The organism is Alphaproteobacteria bacterium, from assembly GCA_019635875.1.
In the GTDB taxonomy this organism is placed as follows: Bacteria; Pseudomonadota; Alphaproteobacteria; order Reyranellales; family Reyranellaceae; genus JAFAZJ01.
In genome coordinates this window covers 1,110,724-1,125,943 of sequence record JAHBYP010000001.1, presented here as the reverse complement: position 1 = coordinate 1,125,943, position 15,220 = coordinate 1,110,724, and the positions used below count along the sequence as shown (strand labels likewise).

The following is a 15,220-nucleotide window of genomic DNA, read 5'->3' as shown; positions in this document are numbered from 1 at the left end:
CCGCCGCAAGACACAACATCTGGATGCCACGACACTCACGACACAATGTCCAGTGATCGGGGACATTCCGGCGACGCGCACCACAGGCATCTCCCCGCCATCGAAGGACGGCACACCGCCGGCCAACACCACACGGGAGATACGACCATGTTCACGCGCTTCACGACCCTGATCGCCGCCACCCTGCTGGCCGCCACCGTCGCCACCTCGGCCCAGGCCGCGCTGACCGACAACGGCCTCGGCGCCACGAACGGCCTCATCGGCACGAACGGCCTCGACAGCACGAACGGCCGGGATAGTGGTGCGCGGCACGGTCACATCCTGATGATCGAGCTGCCCAAGGAGTGATCGACCGCACCACGGGACCGGCTCGCCGCCGGTCCCGTTTCGCGTTCACACCGTCAGGGAGTTCCATTCGTGCACGCCATCCTCCGCCAGGTCCTGCCGCTACTCGCCGCCCTCCAGGCCGGCACCGCCGCGGCCGCGCCCGACAGCCGGCGGGTCGCGCGCGTCGATGTCGTCGACAGCCGCTTCCGCGTGACGATGACGGACGGACGGGAACGCCATTCCGATTCGCTGGTTGGCGCCATTCTGACCATCGGCGTCGGCAAGCGATCGGTGAGGGTGCGCATCGACGCCGTCGAGCGCGACACCACCGACTACGCGTCCGACGTCTGGCTGCATTCGTTGTCCGTCGAAGGCGCCGATGGCCGCTGGACAACGCACTGCACGCCCGGCCCCGACGGCCGCCGCGTCGGCTTCCCGGTCGCCGGTCGGGCCGGCCGCGACGGCATTCTCCGCCCCGCCGAGCCGGGGCGCCTGGAAATCCTCTGCACGTCGGGCGCCATGGCCAAGTGCGCCCGGTTCGGCTACCGGCCCTGGGCGACGAGCGCCGATGGCCGGCCCCTGCTCGCCCTGCACCGCGCCTGCGTGCGCATGCTGCGCGGCGACTATGGCGGCCGCGATGAGCCGATGACACGCGACGGCATGAAGATCAACGTCTCCGACGCGCTCGGCATCCAGCCGCCCGAGGATGTACCCGGCATGCGCTTCGAAGCGGGGTGGGACGAGAACGGCGCGGTCTGCGTCCATCATCCGCGCGTGAAGGAGAATGTGACGCTGGAGCAGCTCGAGGCGCGCAACCCCAGGCTCAAGGGCCGCACGGGCGCGATCTGCACCGAGGCCTTCGCCCGCGCCCACGGCGCCGTGATCTTCAATCACTCCAACCCGTAACGAGAACGGCGCGCCGCAGGGGGCGCGCCGTCGTTGTCGGGGTTGTCGTGGCGGCGGCTATTTCGCGCACTGCACCATGATCTCGACCTTCAGCCCCGGCGCGGCGAGCTTGGCCTCGACGGTGGCGCGCGCCGGTGTGTTGCCGGGCGCCACCCAGGCGTCCCACACCTCGTTCATCTGGCTCCAGGTGGCGATATCGGTGAGCCAGATATTGGCCGAAAGGATCTTGCTCTTGTCGGTGCCGGACTTGGCGAGCAGCGCGTCGATCTTGTCGAGGATCTGCTTGGTCTGGCCCTTGACGTCGGCCTTGCTGTCGTCGGCGGTCAGCCCGGCGAGATAGACGGTGTTGCCGTGCACGACCGCCTGGCTCATGCGCGGTCCGGCGTTGATGCGTTCGACCATGATACTTTCCCTCCGTTGAACGAGACGGAGCGCACCCTAGCAAACAAGGCGAGAAAGAGTCAGCGCGGCAGCAGGCCGACCGGATCGACCGGCTTGTTGCGGTGACGGATCTCGAAATGCAGTTGCGGTTCCGATGCGCCGCCCGAGGTGCCGACCGTGCCGATGGTCTGGCCCTTGCGCACCGTCGCGCCCTTGGCCACCGACATCCTGTCGAGATGGGCATAGGCGGTGATGTAGCCGCCGGTGTGGCTGACCAGCAGCAGGTTACCCAGGCCGCGCACCTCGTTGCCCGCATAGACCACGGTACCGCCGTCGGCCGCCTTCACCGGCGTGCCCGCGGCGGCGGCGATGTCGATGCCGTCGTTGCGCTGGCCGCCGGCACGCGGGCCGAAGCCCGCCAGGGTACGGCCGCGCACCGGCCAGTCGAAGCGCGGCGCCGCGCCGGGCAGCGCGGATGCTGGCGGCGCCATGCGCGGCGCCGGATCGGCGGGCGGCTGCGGTGCGGCCGATGTCGGCGGTGGCGGTGCAGCCGCCGGTGTGCCTGATGGCGGCGGAAGTTCAGTGGATGTGACACGGCCGCCCGCTGGCGCGGGTCCGCCCGCAGGCGCCGGTGCCGACGGCGGCGGCGCATCGCGCGCCGCGCTGGTGTCGACGACACGCGCGCCGGGCAGCGCGAGGCTCGTCCCCGGGCGCAGCCGGTAAGGCTCCCTCAGACCGTTGCGTTGGATGATCGCGTCGCGCGGCACGCCGAAGCGCGAGGCGACGGCGTCGAGCGTATCGCCCTGCTTCGTGACATAGATCGCGACGGCGTTGGGGCTTGCGCCCGAACCGGGATATTCGATCGTGCCTTCACGCCCGCTGTAGGTCCGGTCGCAGGCGGCCATGAACAGCATGGCCAGGGCGACGAGAACCCGCTTCGCGGCGACGAACGGCAGCGATCGCGAGGGGGAGCGATGCGCGTTCATTTGAACGCGCACACTACCCGAACCCGGCTCCGATGTGAATCCCCGGCGCGAGGTCAGGGCGAGGACACATGGTCATGGCGCGCTGCGACCACGATGCGGTTCTCGACGACGTTCGGGCAGCGTCGCTGCAATCACCCATCATGAGCGCGGCCGGAGCGGCGCGGCCCCAACCCAGCACACCAGCCGGATACGAGAACTCTGCCGGGACGAGGGGCCGACGTGAAGGGGCCGGCGGTCGCCCTCAGATGCGCTGGTCCATCTCCAGCGCCGGCTCGTCGCAGTCGACGCAGCCCACGACCTTGGCCGGTACGCCGGCGACGGTGCAGCCCGCCGGCACCGGGTGCAGCACGACGCTGCCCGAGGCGACCTTGGCGCGCGCGCCGACCTCGATGTTGCCGAGTACCTTGGCGCCGGCGCCGATCAGCACGCCGCGGCGGATCTTGGGATGGCGATCACCGGTTTCCTTGCCGGTGCCGCCGAGCGTCACGCCCTGCAGCATCGACACGCCGTCCTCGACCACCGCCGTCTCGCCGATCACCACGCCGGTGGCGTGGTCGATCATGATGCCCTTGCCGATGCGCGCGGCCGGGTTGATGTCGACGCCGAAGATCGAGCTCGAGCGGCTCTGCAGGAACAGCGCCATGCCGCGCCGGCCGCGGCCGAGCAGCCAGTGCGCCACGCGGTGGGTCTGCAGCGCGTGGAATCCCTTGAACCACAGGAAAGGATCGAGGCGCGAGCGGCAGGCGGGATCGCGCTCGTAGACGGCGACGATATCGGCCCGCGCGGCGACGCCGATCTCGGGGTCGCCGGCGATCGCTTCGTCAAGCGTCTGGCGGATCAGCATGGCCGGCGTCTCGCTGGTCGCCAGCATGCGCGCGAGGTGATAGCTGAGCGCGCTCTCGAAGCGCGGCTGGCTGAGGATCGCGGCGTGTAGCAGGCTGGCCAGCGCCGGCTCGGCGCGCGCCAGGTCCTGGGCAGCTTCGCGGATCTCGGTCCAGATCGGGTCGACGGCGGCGACCCTGGCGATGACATTGCTGTCCATGCGACTGTCCTCCCGCGGCAGTACTGGCCGGGTTCGTGGCAGGACTCTCGCCGCGCGCGCGCGCCGGCGCAAGCCGCCCTCACATGAGTTTTAGCGCGCGCTGCAGCAATCCCACTCACGCGAAGCGTGAGGGTCACGCGAGCGCGTGGTTCAGCCGCCGCGGCGCTCGAGCTCGGCGATCAGCGCGTCGAGGCCGTTGCGGCTGACATAGGAATTGAAGTCGGAGCGCCGCGTCATGCCCATGCTGACGCCCTCGACCGAGATGTCGACCACCTTGCCGCGGGCGATCTCCCAGACAATGCGGATCGGCTGTCCGCCGGAGGGCTGCACCAGCTGCGAGTCGACGAGCTGGGAGGCGCCGTTGGAGGTGACCCTGCCGACCGTCAGCGTCTGGCCCTGGTAGTTCTTGAAGCGGCCCGAATAGGCCCGGATCTCGGCCTTCTCGAAGGCCGTCATGAACCGGCTGCGCTGGTCGGGCGTGGCGCTGTTCCAGTGCCGGCCCAGCACCATCTGGCCGATCGCATTGATGTCAAAATTGGCGCGGAACAGCTGGGTCATCTGCTGCTCGCGCTCGGCGTCCGAGGCCCCGGTCTTGACCGTCGCCAGGACCTGGCTCGCCATCCTTTCGACGACCTGCGCCGCCTCCTGGGCGGCGGCGCCCGACGCCGCCAGGACCATCGCCGCCGACGCGACCACGCACGTCACGACCCAACGCCGAAACGTCGTCACATGAGCCTCCATCCGATGGTGCGTCAGCGCGCGAAACCCAGCTCCGGCCGCCCCGACGCGACCAGCGCGATCGACGCGGTCTGGGGAGCGCCCTTCTGCCGGATCTCGGCCACGCGCCTCTGCGTGTAGGCGCTGCGCAGCGCCGAGTAGTAGTCGACCGAGTTCTTCTCAATGTCGTCCAGTGCCTGCATGGTGCGCGAACGGGCGTCGACCAAGGTGACGCCGGCACGCGCATACATCAGGTACTCAACGTCGAGCTGCCAGGTAAGGATGCGGAAGGGGTCGATCACATAGTCGACCAGCAGGCCCACCGCGTCGCGCGCGTTGGACGGACCGATCAGCGGCAGCACGAGATAGGGGCCGCCGTCCTCCGGCGGCGCCTTGGCCCACACGGCGATGGTCTGGCCGAAATCCTCCTTGGTCGGCGGCATGCCGAGCTCCTTGGCGACGTCGAAGATGCCGAGGATGCCGATCGTGGTGTTGACCAGGAAGCGCGCGATGGTCTGGGCCGCCCGCGACGGCTCGCCCTGCGCCACCTCGTTGATCGCGGTGACCGGCTCGCCGAGGTTGTGCACGACATTGGTGACGCCGCGCTGGATCGGCTCGGGCACCCAGAACTTGTAGGTCACCGTCAGGGGCCGCACGACGAACATGTCGATGGTGCGGTTGATCGCGAACATGAAACGGTTGGGCACCTCCAGGGGATCCCACGGCTCGCCGGGCTCCTGCGAGGCGCAGGCGCCCAGGCCCGTGGTGGCGGCCACCAGCACGACCGCGAGGCCGAATCGCACTCGGGACAGTAGATACCTGATCATTCTCGTTGCGACCTGCTCGCCTATCCCGAGGGCCCGGAAGGGTGAGGCAGTATGCTTGCGCGGGCGCTCATTTCACAACGGCAAATTTTCCCCGATATCCGCGTGGGCTTTGCTCAATGTCGGCTTTTTTCAGACATTAGAAGTTTTGGTTTGACCTCTATATAAATATATCTTTATGTAGCCATATGGAAGACCTTCTCCTGTTGCTCCGGGCGGCGGCCGAGGATACGCGGCTGCGCATCCTGGCGCTGGCGGCGCGCGACCAGCTGACCGTCAGCGAGTTCGTCGACATCCTGGGCCAGAGCCAGCCCCGGGTGTCGCGACACCTCAAGCTGATGGTCGAGGCCGGCCTGCTCGAGCGCTTCCGCGAGGGCCAGTGGGCCTATTTCCGGCTGGCGCGCCATCCCGAGCTGGCCCCGGTGGTCGAGGCGATCGTCGCCAAGCTGGGCGCCGAAGGCGACCTGGCGCGACTCGAGGATCTGCGGCGCCGGCGCGAGAACCGCGCCATCGCCTATTTCCGCACCAACGCCGAGCGCTGGGACCAGCTGCGCGCCCTGCACATCGACGACGCCGAGATCGAGAAGGCCCTGGTCGGCCTGCTGCCCGACGATGTCGGCTCGCTGCTCGACATCGGCACCGGCACCGGCCGAATCCTCGAGGTGCTGGCGCGCCACGCCGAGCGCGCCACCGGCATCGACCAGTCGCGCGAGATGCTGGCGGTGGCCCGCACCAATCTGGCGCGCGCCGGCCTAGCCCAGGTCGAGATCCGCCAGGCCGACATGTACGCCCTGCCCTTCGCCTCGATGTCGCTCGACGTCGTGTCGATCCACCAGGTGCTGCACTATGCCGAGGATCCCGCCGCCGTGCTGCGCGAGGCCGCGCGCGTGCTGGCGCCCGGCGGCACGGCGCTGATCGTCGACTTCGCGCCGCACGATCTCGTCGAGCTGCGCCGCGAGCACGCCCATGTCCATCTCGGCTTCGCCGACAACCAGGTCGCCGGCTGGCTGAGCGCCGCCGGCCTCGACGCCGCGCCGCCGCTGCACCTGCCGGGCAAGCGCCTGATGGTGGGCATCTGGCGCGCCACCAAGCCGAGAGCCGATACCGCCGTCGTGCCGGCCGAGACCGGCGCCCCGCTGCAGGAGAATTCGCGATGAGTCCCGACACCGGCCCGCTCAGCCATGCCGCGCCCCTCGCCGAGTTCCCGGCCCGCGCCCCGCGCAAGCTCGCCGTCTCCTTCGAGTTCTTCCCGCCCAAGACCGAGGCGATGGAGCAGACGCTGTGGGGCGCCGTCGAGCGTCTGGCGCCGCTGAAGCCGACGTTCTTCTCCGTCACCTACGGCGCCGGCGGCTCGACCCGCCAGCGCACGCACGAGACCGTGGTGCGCATCAAGCGCGAGACCGGTGTCGACCCCGCGGCGCATCTCACCTGCGTCGGCGCGACGAAAGCGGAGATCGACGAGGTCGCGCGCGACTACTGGAACGCCGGCATCCGCCACATCGTCGCCCTGCGCGGCGATCCGCCCTCGGGCATGGGCGGCAAGTACACCGCGCATCCCGGGGGCTACGCCAACGCCGCCGAGCTGGTGGCCGGCCTGAAGAAGATCGGCGACTTCCAGATCAGCGTCGCGGCCTATCCCGAGAAGCATCCCGACTCGGCCGACACGGCCTCGGATCTGCTGAACCTCAAGCGCAAGATCGACGCCGGCGCCGATCGCGCCATCACCCAGTTCTTCTTCGAGCCCGACGACTATCTGCGCTTCCGCGACCAGGCCTGGGCGATGGGCATCCACGCCCCGATCGTGCCCGGCATCGTGCCGGTCAGCAATTTCGCCCAGGTCAGGCGCATCGCCGGCCTGTGCGGCGCCAGGGTGCCGGGCTGGCTGGCCGAGATGTTCGAGGGCCTCGACGACGACGTCGAGACGCGCCGCATGATCGCCGCCACCGTCGCCGGCGATCTCTGCCGCCGCCTCGAGAGCGAGGGCGTCAACGCCTTCCACTTCTACACGCTGAACCGCGCCGACCTGACCTTCGCCATCTGCCATCTGCTGGGCGTCCGGCCGGCACGCACCCCGTCGTCCTGAGCGCAGCGAAGGACCTCGCGGCATGGCGGCCACATCGAACCATCGCATCCGGACGCAGCACCGCAAGGTCCTTCGCTGCGCTCAGGACGACAACGAGCTATCGGAATCCGTGACATGACCCGCAGTGAGAAAGCCGACCTGCTGCTGCAGATCGCGCAGGAGCGCATCCTGGTGAAGGACGGGCCCTACGGCTCGATGATCCAGAGCTACAGGCTCGATGAGGACGGCTTCCGCGGCGGCCGCAGTTTCAACCACGACCAGAAGGGCGACAACGACCTCCTGAACGTGACGCGGCCGGAGATCGTCGGCGAGATCTGCGACGCCTATCTCGCCGCCGGCGCCGACATCGTCGCCACCAACACCTTCAACGCCAACGCCATCAGCCTCAGCGACTACGGCATCCAGACCATGGCGCGCGAGATCAATATCGCCGCCGCGAAGATCACGCGCGAGCACGCCGACCGCTGGACCGCGAAGGATCCGGGCAAGCCGCGCTTCGTCGTCGGCGCGCTGGGCCCGACCAACAAGACGCTGTCGGTCTCGCCCAACGTCAACGATCCGGGCTATCGCGCCGTGAGCTTCGACGAGGTCAAGGCCATCTACCGCGAGCAGATCGACGGGCTGCTCGAGGGCGGCGTCGACTTCATCCTGGTCGAGACGGTGTTCGACACGCTGAACGCCAAGGCGGCCCTGGTGGCCGCCGACGAGGCGGCCGAGGCTCTCGGCGAAGAGCTGCCCGTGATGGTCTCGATGACGCTCACCGACCTCGCCGGCCGCAACCTCTCGGGCCAGACGGTCGAGGCCTTCTGGCATTCGATCCGCCACGTGCGGCCGTTGACCATGGGGCTGAACTGCAGCTTCGGTGCCACCGAACTGCAGCCCTACGTCGCCGACATGAACGGCCGCGTCGACAGCCTGGTCTGCGTCTATCCCAACGCCGGCCTGCCCAACGACATGGGCGCCTATGACGAGCCGCCCGAGCTGACTGCCAAGCTGGTGCGCAAATGGGCCGAGGCCGGCTGGATCAATGTCGTCGGCGGCTGCTGCGGCACGACGCCGGCGCATATCAAGGCAATCGCTGAGGCGGTGCGCGACCTGCCGCCGCGGCAGAAGCCGAGCCTGATCCCGGCCCTGCGCCTGTCTGGAATGGAAGCGGCGAGTTTCTTCTGATGTCCGCCGAACCCCAGCCACAGGCGCAACGCGCCTCGTTCATCAACATCGGCGAACGCACCAACGTCACCGGCTCGGCGCAGTTCAAGAAGCTGATCCTCGCCGGCGACTACAACGCCGCGATCGAGGTCGCACGCCAGCAGGTCGAGAACGGCGCGCAGATCATTGACGTCAACATGGACGAAGGCCTGCTCGATTCCGAGAAGGCGATGGAGACTTTCCTCAAGCTGGTCGCGGCGGAGCCCGACATCGCGCGCGTGCCGATCATGATCGACAGCTCGAAATGGAGCGTGATCGAGGCCGGCCTGAAATGCGTCGCCGGCAAGCCGATCGTCAATTCGATCTCGATGAAGGAGGGCATCGACCCGTTCAAGGCGCAGGCGCGCAAGCTCCGGCGCTACGGTGCGGCCGCCGTCGTCATGGCCTTCGACGAGAAGGGCCAGGCCGACACCATCCAGCGCAAGGTCGAGATCTGCCAGCGCGCCTACAAGGTGCTGGTCGAGGAGGTCGGCTTCCCGCCCGAGGACATCATCTTCGATCCCAACATCTTCGCCGTGGCGACGGGCATCGAGGAGCACAACAACTACGGCGTCGACTTCATCGAGGCGACGCGGCAGATCAAGGCGACCTGCCCGCACGCGCGTATTTCGGGCGGCGTGTCGAACCTCAGCTTCTCCTTCCGCGGGAACGAGCCGGTGCGCAAGGCGATGCACTCCGTGTTCCTGTATCACGCCATCCAGGCGGGCATGGACATGGGCATCGTCAATGCCGGCCAGCTCGAGGTCTACGACCAGATTCCGCAGGAGCTGCGCGACGCCTGCGAGGACGTGATCCTCAATCGCCGGCCCGACGGCACCGAGCGCCTGCTGGAGCTGGCGCCGAAGTACAAGGGCACCGGCGCGGCCGCCGAGACCGTCGACGCCGAGTGGCGCTCGTGGCCGGTCGAGAAGCGGCTGGAGCATGCGCTGGTCAAGGGCATGGACCAGTGGGTGGTCGACGACACCGAGGAGGCGCGCCAGGTCGCGGCCAAGCCGATCGAGGTGATCGAAGGCCCGCTGATGGCCGGCATGAACGTGGTCGGCGATCTCTTCGGCGCCGGCAAGATGTTCCTGCCGCAGGTGGTCAAGAGCGCGCGCGTGATGAAGAAGGCCGTCGCGCACCTGATCCCCTACATCGAGGCCGAGAAGTCCGAAGGACAGCGCGCCAAGGGCACGATCGTCATGGCGACGGTCAAGGGCGACGTCCACGACATCGGCAAGAACATCGTCGGCGTCGTGCTCCAGTGCAACAACTTCGAGGTCATCGACCTCGGCGTGATGGTGCCCTACCAGGACATCCTCAAGGCGGCCAACGAGAACAAGGCCGACATCATCGGCCTCTCCGGCCTGATCACGCCGTCGCTCGACGAGATGCAGACCGTGGCCGAGCAGATGACGCGCTCGGATTTCCGGATCCCGCTGCTGATCGGCGGCGCCACGACGTCGAAGGTGCACACCGCGCTGCGCATTGCGCCCAAGTACCAGGGCCCGACCGTGCATGTGCTCGACGCCTCGCGCGCCGTCGGCGTCTGCACCGCGCTGACCTCCGACACGCAGGCCACGGATTTCGCCACCAGGGTCGCCGCCGAGTACGAGGCGATCCGCGTCGAGCGCGGCGACGGCAGCAAGGAGAAGCTCGCCTCCTTGGCCGATGCGCGCGCCAACGAGTTTAGGATCGACTGGTCTTCCTACACGCCGCCCAAACCGGCCTTCACCGGCACGCGCGTCTTCGCCGAGTACCCGCTGCACGAGCTGGTCGAGCGCATCGACTGGACGCCGTTCTTCCGCGCCTGGGAGCTCGCTGGCAACTATCCCGCGATCCTCGAGGACGCGGTGGTGGGCGAGAGCGCACGCCGGCTCTACAACGACGCGCGCAAGATGCTCGAGCGCATCGTGCGCGAGAAGTGGCTCACCGCGAAGGGCGTGGTCGGCTTCTGGCCCTGCCGCCGCGAGGGCGACGACGTCGTGCTCTACACCGACGAGACAAGGACCAAGGAGCTGTCGCGTCTGTTCTTCCTGCGCCAGCAGGTCGAGAAGCGCGCCGGCCGCGCCAATATGTGCCTGGCCGATTTCATCTCGCCCGAAGCCGACTGGATCGGCGGCTTTGCCGTCACCGCCGGCCACGGCATCGAGGAGCATCTCCAGCGCTTCAAGGCCGCGCACGACGACTATTCCGACATCCTGCTCAAGGCGCTGGCCGACCGGCTTGCCGAGGCCTTCGCCGAGCGCCTGCACGAGCGCGCGCGCAAGACGCTGTGGGGCTACGCGCCCGACGAGGCGCTCAGCAACGCCGAGCTGATCCGCGAGAAGTACCGCGGCATCCGCCCGGCGCCGGGCTATCCCGCCTGCCCCGACCACAGCCAGAAGCCCGAGCTGTTCCGCCTGCTCAACGCCGGCCAGAACGCCGGCATGACCCTGACCGAGAGCTTCGCCATGCTGCCGACGGCGGCGGTGTCGGGCTACTACTTCGCCCATCCCCAGGCGCAGTATTTCGGCGTCGCGCGCATCGGCCGTGACCAGGTCGAGGATATGGCGCGACGTCGCGGCGTCGAGGTTGAGCAGATCGAACGCTGGCTGCGCCCGAACCTCGGCTACAACTCATAACTGGGACCACCAGCGACCCGCCGGCTCTTCTCAAAGCGGCGTGCGGCTACTCAGATGCACCTGTCATCCCGAGCGCAGCGAGGGATCCAGGCAGCTTCCTTGGATCCCTCGCTGCGCTCGGGATGACAGCTGCCCTTGACTGGCCACGCGTCCCGCTAAGCGGCGGCGAGCACCTCGACCGCGATGCGCGCGCCGTGTTCGCGTTCGGCCGAGGCGAGATCGTAGTTGGTCTGCAATGTCAGCCAGAACCCGCCGCCATTGCCGAAGTAGCGCCCGAGCCGCAGCGCCGTCTCCGGCGTGATCGCGCGCTTGCCGTTGACGATATCGACGATGCGTCCTGGTGGCACGCGCAAACCGCGAGCCAGCGCGTTGGCCGACAGATCGCGCGCTGTCATCTCGCGGCGCAGAAACCGGCCGGGATGGACCGGCGGCAGCGTTCCGCGCCTAGTGACGGTCGATGATTTCGACATGTGAGCATCTCCGTCATGGACGCGAAAGCGCAGTCGCCACGGTCCATTCCCTTGATCGACAATCACCCTCTTTGTAGGCTCGATTGACCTGGTCGTCCAAGTTTCACCCGGTCGGCTGGCGCACGCCGCCGGCCAGAGGGGAAGCATGATGCGCATCGGATTTGTCGGCATGGGCGCGACGGCAGGGCCGATCGTGCCGGACCTGATGGCGGCCGGACGCGACCTCGCCGCGCACGATATCCGGCCCGAGGCCACGGCGACGTTGGCCGCGCATATGCTGGCGCCGGCCCGAGCGCATGGCCGGCACCGGATTGCGCGCCACGGAGACGAACCATGAGCGAGCGCGAGGCGCGTATCGACCGGCTGCTGCTCGGCGAGGAGATCGCCGGCTTCCTCTATCGCGAGGCGGAGCTGCTCGATCAGCGGCGCTACCAGGAATGGCTCGGCCTGCTGGCCGACGACATCCGCTACTGGATGCCGATGCGGCGTAACGTCAAGTTCGGCGAGGACGACCGCGAGTTCACACGCGCCGACAGCGACATCAACTGGTTCGACGAGGGCAAGGAAACCCTGACCCGGCGCGTGAAGCAGATCGAGACCGGCATCCACTGGGCCGAGGAGCCGCACTCGCGTCTCTCGCATCTCGTGACCAACGTGCAGGTCCACAGCGCCGAGCCTTCGCTCGCCGCGCCCCGGGAGGTCTCGGTCAGCTGCCGCTTCCTGATCTATCGCAACCGCGTCGAGACCGAGACCGACATCCTCGTCGGCAAGCGCGAGGATTCGCTCAGGCGCGAGGAAGCCGGCTGGCTTCTGGCGCGGCGCAGGATCATTCTCGACCAGAACGTGCTGCTGTCAAAGAACCTGACCTTCTTCATTTGAGGTGGCGGCGATGGCGATGAAGGCAACCACGGGCTATCGCTCCGGCTTGGTCAATCTGCAGGCGGGCGAGATCAGCCGCGAGATCTTCGTCAACGAGCACATCTACGCCGAGGAGCAGGAACGCATCTTCGCGCGCGCCTGGCTGCATGTCGGGCACGAGAGCCAGATCCCCCGGCCGGGCGACTATTTCGTGTCGTCGATGGGCGAGGAGTCGGTCATCCTGTGCCGCGACCGGGCCGGCCGGGTTCACGTCTTCCTCAATTCCTGCCGCCACCGCGGCATGAAGGTGTGCCGCTACGACGAGGGCTCGACCAGCGTCTTCACCTGCCCCTATCACGGCTGGAGCTACGGCACCGACGGGCGCCTGGTCGGCGTGCCGTACTTCCGCGAGGCCTACCACTCACGGCTCGACAAGGAAAAATGGGGCCTCGTCGAGGTCGCGCAACTGGAGAACTACAAGGGCTCGATCTGGGCGACCTGGGATCCGTCCGCTCCACCCTTCAGGGAGTATCTCGGCGACTTCACCCGCTACCTCGATCTTCAGCTCGACGGCTGGGACGGTCGCGAGGGCCAGGCCGAGGTGCTGGGCGGCATCCAGAAATGGCGGGTGCCGTGCAACTGGAAGTTCCCGGCTGAGAACTTCAGCGGCGACACCTACCACAATATCAGCCACCGCTCGGTCGACCTCGCCGGAATCGGGCCGTCGGGCGCTGGCCGCCGCGACATGGGCGAGCGCGAGATAAGCCGCCGGCTGCATGTCTGCATGCCCGACCGCGGCCACCAGACCATCCACTACCTGCTGCCCGCGGATCGATCGCCGCCGCCCGCCTACCAGAATGCGCCGATCGTCGCCGAGTATTTCCGCCACTGCGAGGCGGAGCGGCGGCGGCTGCGCGGCGAGGAGGCGCGGCTGATCGGCGCGCCTGGCGAGATCTTTCCCAATACCGCATTGCTGTCGCGCCAGCCCCGGACGATGGCGGCATGGCACCCGCGCGGTCCGCATGAAACCGAATGCTGGCGCTGGTTCTTCGTCGATCGCGACGCGCCCGGCGAGGTCAAGCGGTTCCTGCGCGACTACTACATCCGCTACTCCGGTCCCGCCGGCATGACCGAGCAGGACGACATGGAGAACTGGAACTACGCGCATGCGGCGAGTCGCGGCACGATCGCGCGGCGCTTTCCCTACAACTACGATCAGGGCAGCGGCACCGCGGTCACCGACTACGAGTACCAGGGCCTGCGCGTGCCGGGCGAGGTGATCGACCTCACCGAGGTGCAGTCGAGCGAGCAGCCGATGCGCAACTTCTACCGCCGCTGGGCCGAATTCATGGAGGCTGACGACTGGTCGCAACTCGCGACCTGGCGCAGGCGCGAGCAGAAGGCGGCGGAATAGAGGCCGGTGGCATGAGCGCGCCGGTGAACATCCGCGACCTCGCGCCGGGAACCTCGGTCGTCCTCGTCAATGGCGCCGAGGCCGAGATCGTCGACAATCCGGGCGACGGGGTCTGGCTGTTCGCACGCTATCTTTCCTCGCCGCGCGACCCAACGCTGGTCGGGCAGGAAGAGATGGTCTTCGCGCAGGATGTCGTCGCCCTGGGCCGCCCGCCAGCCGGAGCGTCGAGCCTGGACTAAGATCGCCGTCCGGCTCCCTGTCATCCCGAGCACAGCGAGGGATCCAGGCGGCTTCCCTAGATCCCTCGCTGCGCTCGGGATGACAGGGGTGAATCTGATCTAGTGCGCGTCGCTCTGGTCTACCGCAACAGCGCCAGCGCGACGCTCACGGTCAGCACGCTCGCCACCGTCGACAGCACCACGGCATTGGTGGCGCGGCCGACGCCGACGTTGTAGCGCTGGGCAATCATGTAGACGTTGGCGCCGGCCGGCATGCAGGCGTCGATCACGGCGATGGTGAGCCACAGCGGCTCGAGCCGGAAGACGTAGCGGCCGAACAGGTAGACCACCACCGGCAACACGAGAAGCTTGGCCGTCGAGGTCAGCACGCCCTCGCGCCAGTGGCCACGCAAGCCGACATGGGCGAGCGATGCGCCGAGCGTGATCAGGCCCATCGGCGCGGCGGCCTGCGCCGCCAGCGCCAGTGCTTTGTCGAGCGCGTCGGGCATCGCGATGCCCGGCACGCGCCGCGTCAGCTCGCCCCAGGCGAGGCCCGCGAAGATCGAGGGCAGCACCGGGTGCCTGAACATGGTGAGCATGGCGCCACCCATGCGCCGCGCGATGCCGCCGCGCTCGTGCCGGTCGATCTCGATCAGGAAGCAGGTCAGCGTGAGCATGACCAGCGAATGCACGCTGATGATCATCAGCAGCGGCACCAGCCCTGCCTCGCCGAAGGCCAGCGCCACCAGCGGGATGCCGAGTCCGACGCCGTTGGAGAACGAGCCGGAGAGTGCCAGGATCGCCTGGTCGGCCAGGCGCATGCCGAGCACGAAGCGGCCGATCAGCATGAGCGCGCCGAAGACCAGCGCCACGCCGCTGAAGAAGGCCAGCAGGATGGCGGGATCGAGCGCCTCGATGCGCACCTTCGACATCGAGCGGAACAGCAGCGCCGCGAACAGGATGTAGAAGGTGACGTTGGCGAGGCCGCGCACCGCCTCCTCGCTGACCAGCGCCGAGCGGGCGACCAGGAACCCCGCCAGCCCGAGCAGCGCGACCGGCAGGACGATCTCGAAGACGACGGTCATGGCGGAGAACTACCTTCCCCCGGAGGGGGAAGGTGCCCGAAGGGCGGAAGGGGGATGTCGAAGCCGGACCCCCGCGTTCGTCTTCGACATCCGCCAT

General features: G+C 68.4%; 17 protein-coding genes. 10 read left to right on the top strand and 7 right to left on the bottom strand.

Annotated elements, in window-relative coordinates:
• The first annotated feature begins 147 nt into the window (after positions 1–147).
• On the top strand, positions 148–348 hold the full coding sequence (locus tag KF889_05645) for a hypothetical protein (protein ID MBX3498909.1): 201 nt from the start codon (positions 148–150) through the stop codon (positions 346–348).
• A 69-nt stretch (positions 349–417) separates the two neighbouring features.
• On the top strand, positions 418–1,233 hold the full coding sequence (locus KF889_05640; protein MBX3498908.1) for a hypothetical protein: 816 nt from the start codon (positions 418–420) through the stop codon (positions 1,231–1,233).
• Positions 1,234–1,290: 57 nt separating this feature from the next.
• Here KF889_05640 and KF889_05635 read toward each other — a convergent pair whose 3' ends face one another.
• From KF889_05635 to KF889_05615, 5 genes are all read right to left on the bottom strand, one after another.
• Positions 1,291–1,638 carry a RidA family protein gene (locus tag KF889_05635; protein MBX3498907.1) on the bottom strand — a complete coding sequence of 116 codons (348 nt, stop codon included), beginning with the start codon at positions 1,636–1,638 and terminating at the stop codon, positions 1,291–1,293.
• A 56-nt stretch (positions 1,639–1,694) separates the two neighbouring features.
• Entirely contained in the window at positions 1,695–2,600 is a 906-nt protein-coding gene (locus KF889_05630; GenBank protein ID MBX3498906.1) for a M23 family metallopeptidase, read from the bottom strand.
• A 241-nt stretch (positions 2,601–2,841) separates the two neighbouring features.
• Positions 2,842–3,642 (bottom strand): serine O-acetyltransferase, encoded by an 801-nt coding sequence (cysE, locus tag KF889_05625; protein MBX3498905.1) that lies wholly within the window; start codon positions 3,640–3,642, stop codon positions 2,842–2,844.
• 150 nt (positions 3,643–3,792) lie between these two features.
• On the bottom strand, positions 3,793–4,371 hold the full coding sequence (locus KF889_05620) for an ABC transporter substrate-binding protein (protein MBX3498904.1): 579 nt from the start codon (positions 4,369–4,371) through the stop codon (positions 3,793–3,795).
• 23 nt (positions 4,372–4,394) lie between these two features.
• The gene (locus tag KF889_05615; GenBank protein ID MBX3498903.1) at positions 4,395–5,162 is read right to left on the bottom strand and encodes a VacJ family lipoprotein; all 768 of its coding nucleotides are present in this window, start codon (positions 5,160–5,162) and stop codon (positions 4,395–4,397) included.
• A 209-nt stretch (positions 5,163–5,371) separates the two neighbouring features.
• On the opposite strand from KF889_05615, the gene KF889_05610 reads away from it, so the two are divergent.
• The 4 genes from KF889_05610 (at position 5,372) to metH (ending at position 11,078) form a co-directional block, all read left to right on the top strand.
• Positions 5,372–6,340 carry a metalloregulator ArsR/SmtB family transcription factor gene (locus tag KF889_05610; protein ID MBX3498902.1) on the top strand — a complete coding sequence of 323 codons (969 nt, stop codon included), beginning with the start codon at positions 5,372–5,374 and terminating at the stop codon, positions 6,338–6,340.
• Positions 6,337–7,266: a methylenetetrahydrofolate reductase gene (gene metF / locus KF889_05605; protein MBX3498901.1), complete on the top strand. Its 930-nt coding sequence runs from the start codon at positions 6,337–6,339 to the stop codon at positions 7,264–7,266. Before KF889_05610 ends, metF begins: the two co-directional genes overlap by 4 nt.
• Positions 7,267–7,380: 114 nt before the next feature.
• Entirely contained in the window at positions 7,381–8,436 is a 1,056-nt protein-coding gene (locus KF889_05600) for a homocysteine S-methyltransferase family protein (GenBank protein ID MBX3498900.1), read from the top strand.
• Positions 8,436–11,078, top strand: coding sequence for a methionine synthase (gene metH, locus KF889_05595; protein MBX3498899.1), 2,643 nt, complete (start codon positions 8,436–8,438; stop codon positions 11,076–11,078). The genes KF889_05600 and metH overlap by 1 nt, the downstream gene beginning before the upstream one ends.
• A gap of 155 nt (positions 11,079–11,233) precedes the next feature.
• Here metH and KF889_05590 read toward each other — a convergent pair whose 3' ends face one another.
• Positions 11,234–11,548: a HigA family addiction module antidote protein gene (locus KF889_05590; GenBank protein ID MBX3498898.1), complete on the bottom strand. Its 315-nt coding sequence runs from the start codon at positions 11,546–11,548 to the stop codon at positions 11,234–11,236.
• A 145-nt stretch (positions 11,549–11,693) separates the two neighbouring features.
• Here KF889_05590 and KF889_05585 point away from each other — a divergent pair, with 145 nt between their 5' ends.
• Genes KF889_05585 through KF889_05570 form a run of 4 tightly spaced genes read left to right on the top strand, consistent with a single transcriptional unit; the run spans position 11,694 to position 14,059 of the window.
• Entirely contained in the window at positions 11,694–11,885 is a 192-nt protein-coding gene (locus KF889_05585) for a hypothetical protein (GenBank protein MBX3498897.1), read from the top strand.
• On the top strand, positions 11,882–12,427 hold the full coding sequence (locus KF889_05580; GenBank protein ID MBX3498896.1) for a 3-phenylpropionate/cinnamic acid dioxygenase subunit beta: 546 nt from the start codon (positions 11,882–11,884) through the stop codon (positions 12,425–12,427). The genes KF889_05585 and KF889_05580 overlap by 4 nt, the downstream gene beginning before the upstream one ends.
• Before the next feature lie 16 nt (positions 12,428–12,443).
• Positions 12,444–13,820 (top strand): aromatic ring-hydroxylating dioxygenase subunit alpha, encoded by a 1,377-nt coding sequence (locus KF889_05575; GenBank protein ID MBX3498895.1) that lies wholly within the window; start codon positions 12,444–12,446, stop codon positions 13,818–13,820.
• 11 nt (positions 13,821–13,831) lie between these two features.
• Positions 13,832–14,059, top strand: coding sequence for a hypothetical protein (locus tag KF889_05570; protein ID MBX3498894.1), 228 nt, complete (start codon positions 13,832–13,834; stop codon positions 14,057–14,059).
• Between the two features lie 119 nt (positions 14,060–14,178).
• Here KF889_05570 and KF889_05565 read toward each other — a convergent pair whose 3' ends face one another.
• Complete coding sequence (locus KF889_05565) at positions 14,179–15,123, bottom strand: AEC family transporter (GenBank protein ID MBX3498893.1); 945 nt, start codon at positions 15,121–15,123, stop codon at positions 14,179–14,181.
• Positions 15,124–15,220: the final 97 nt, after the last annotated feature.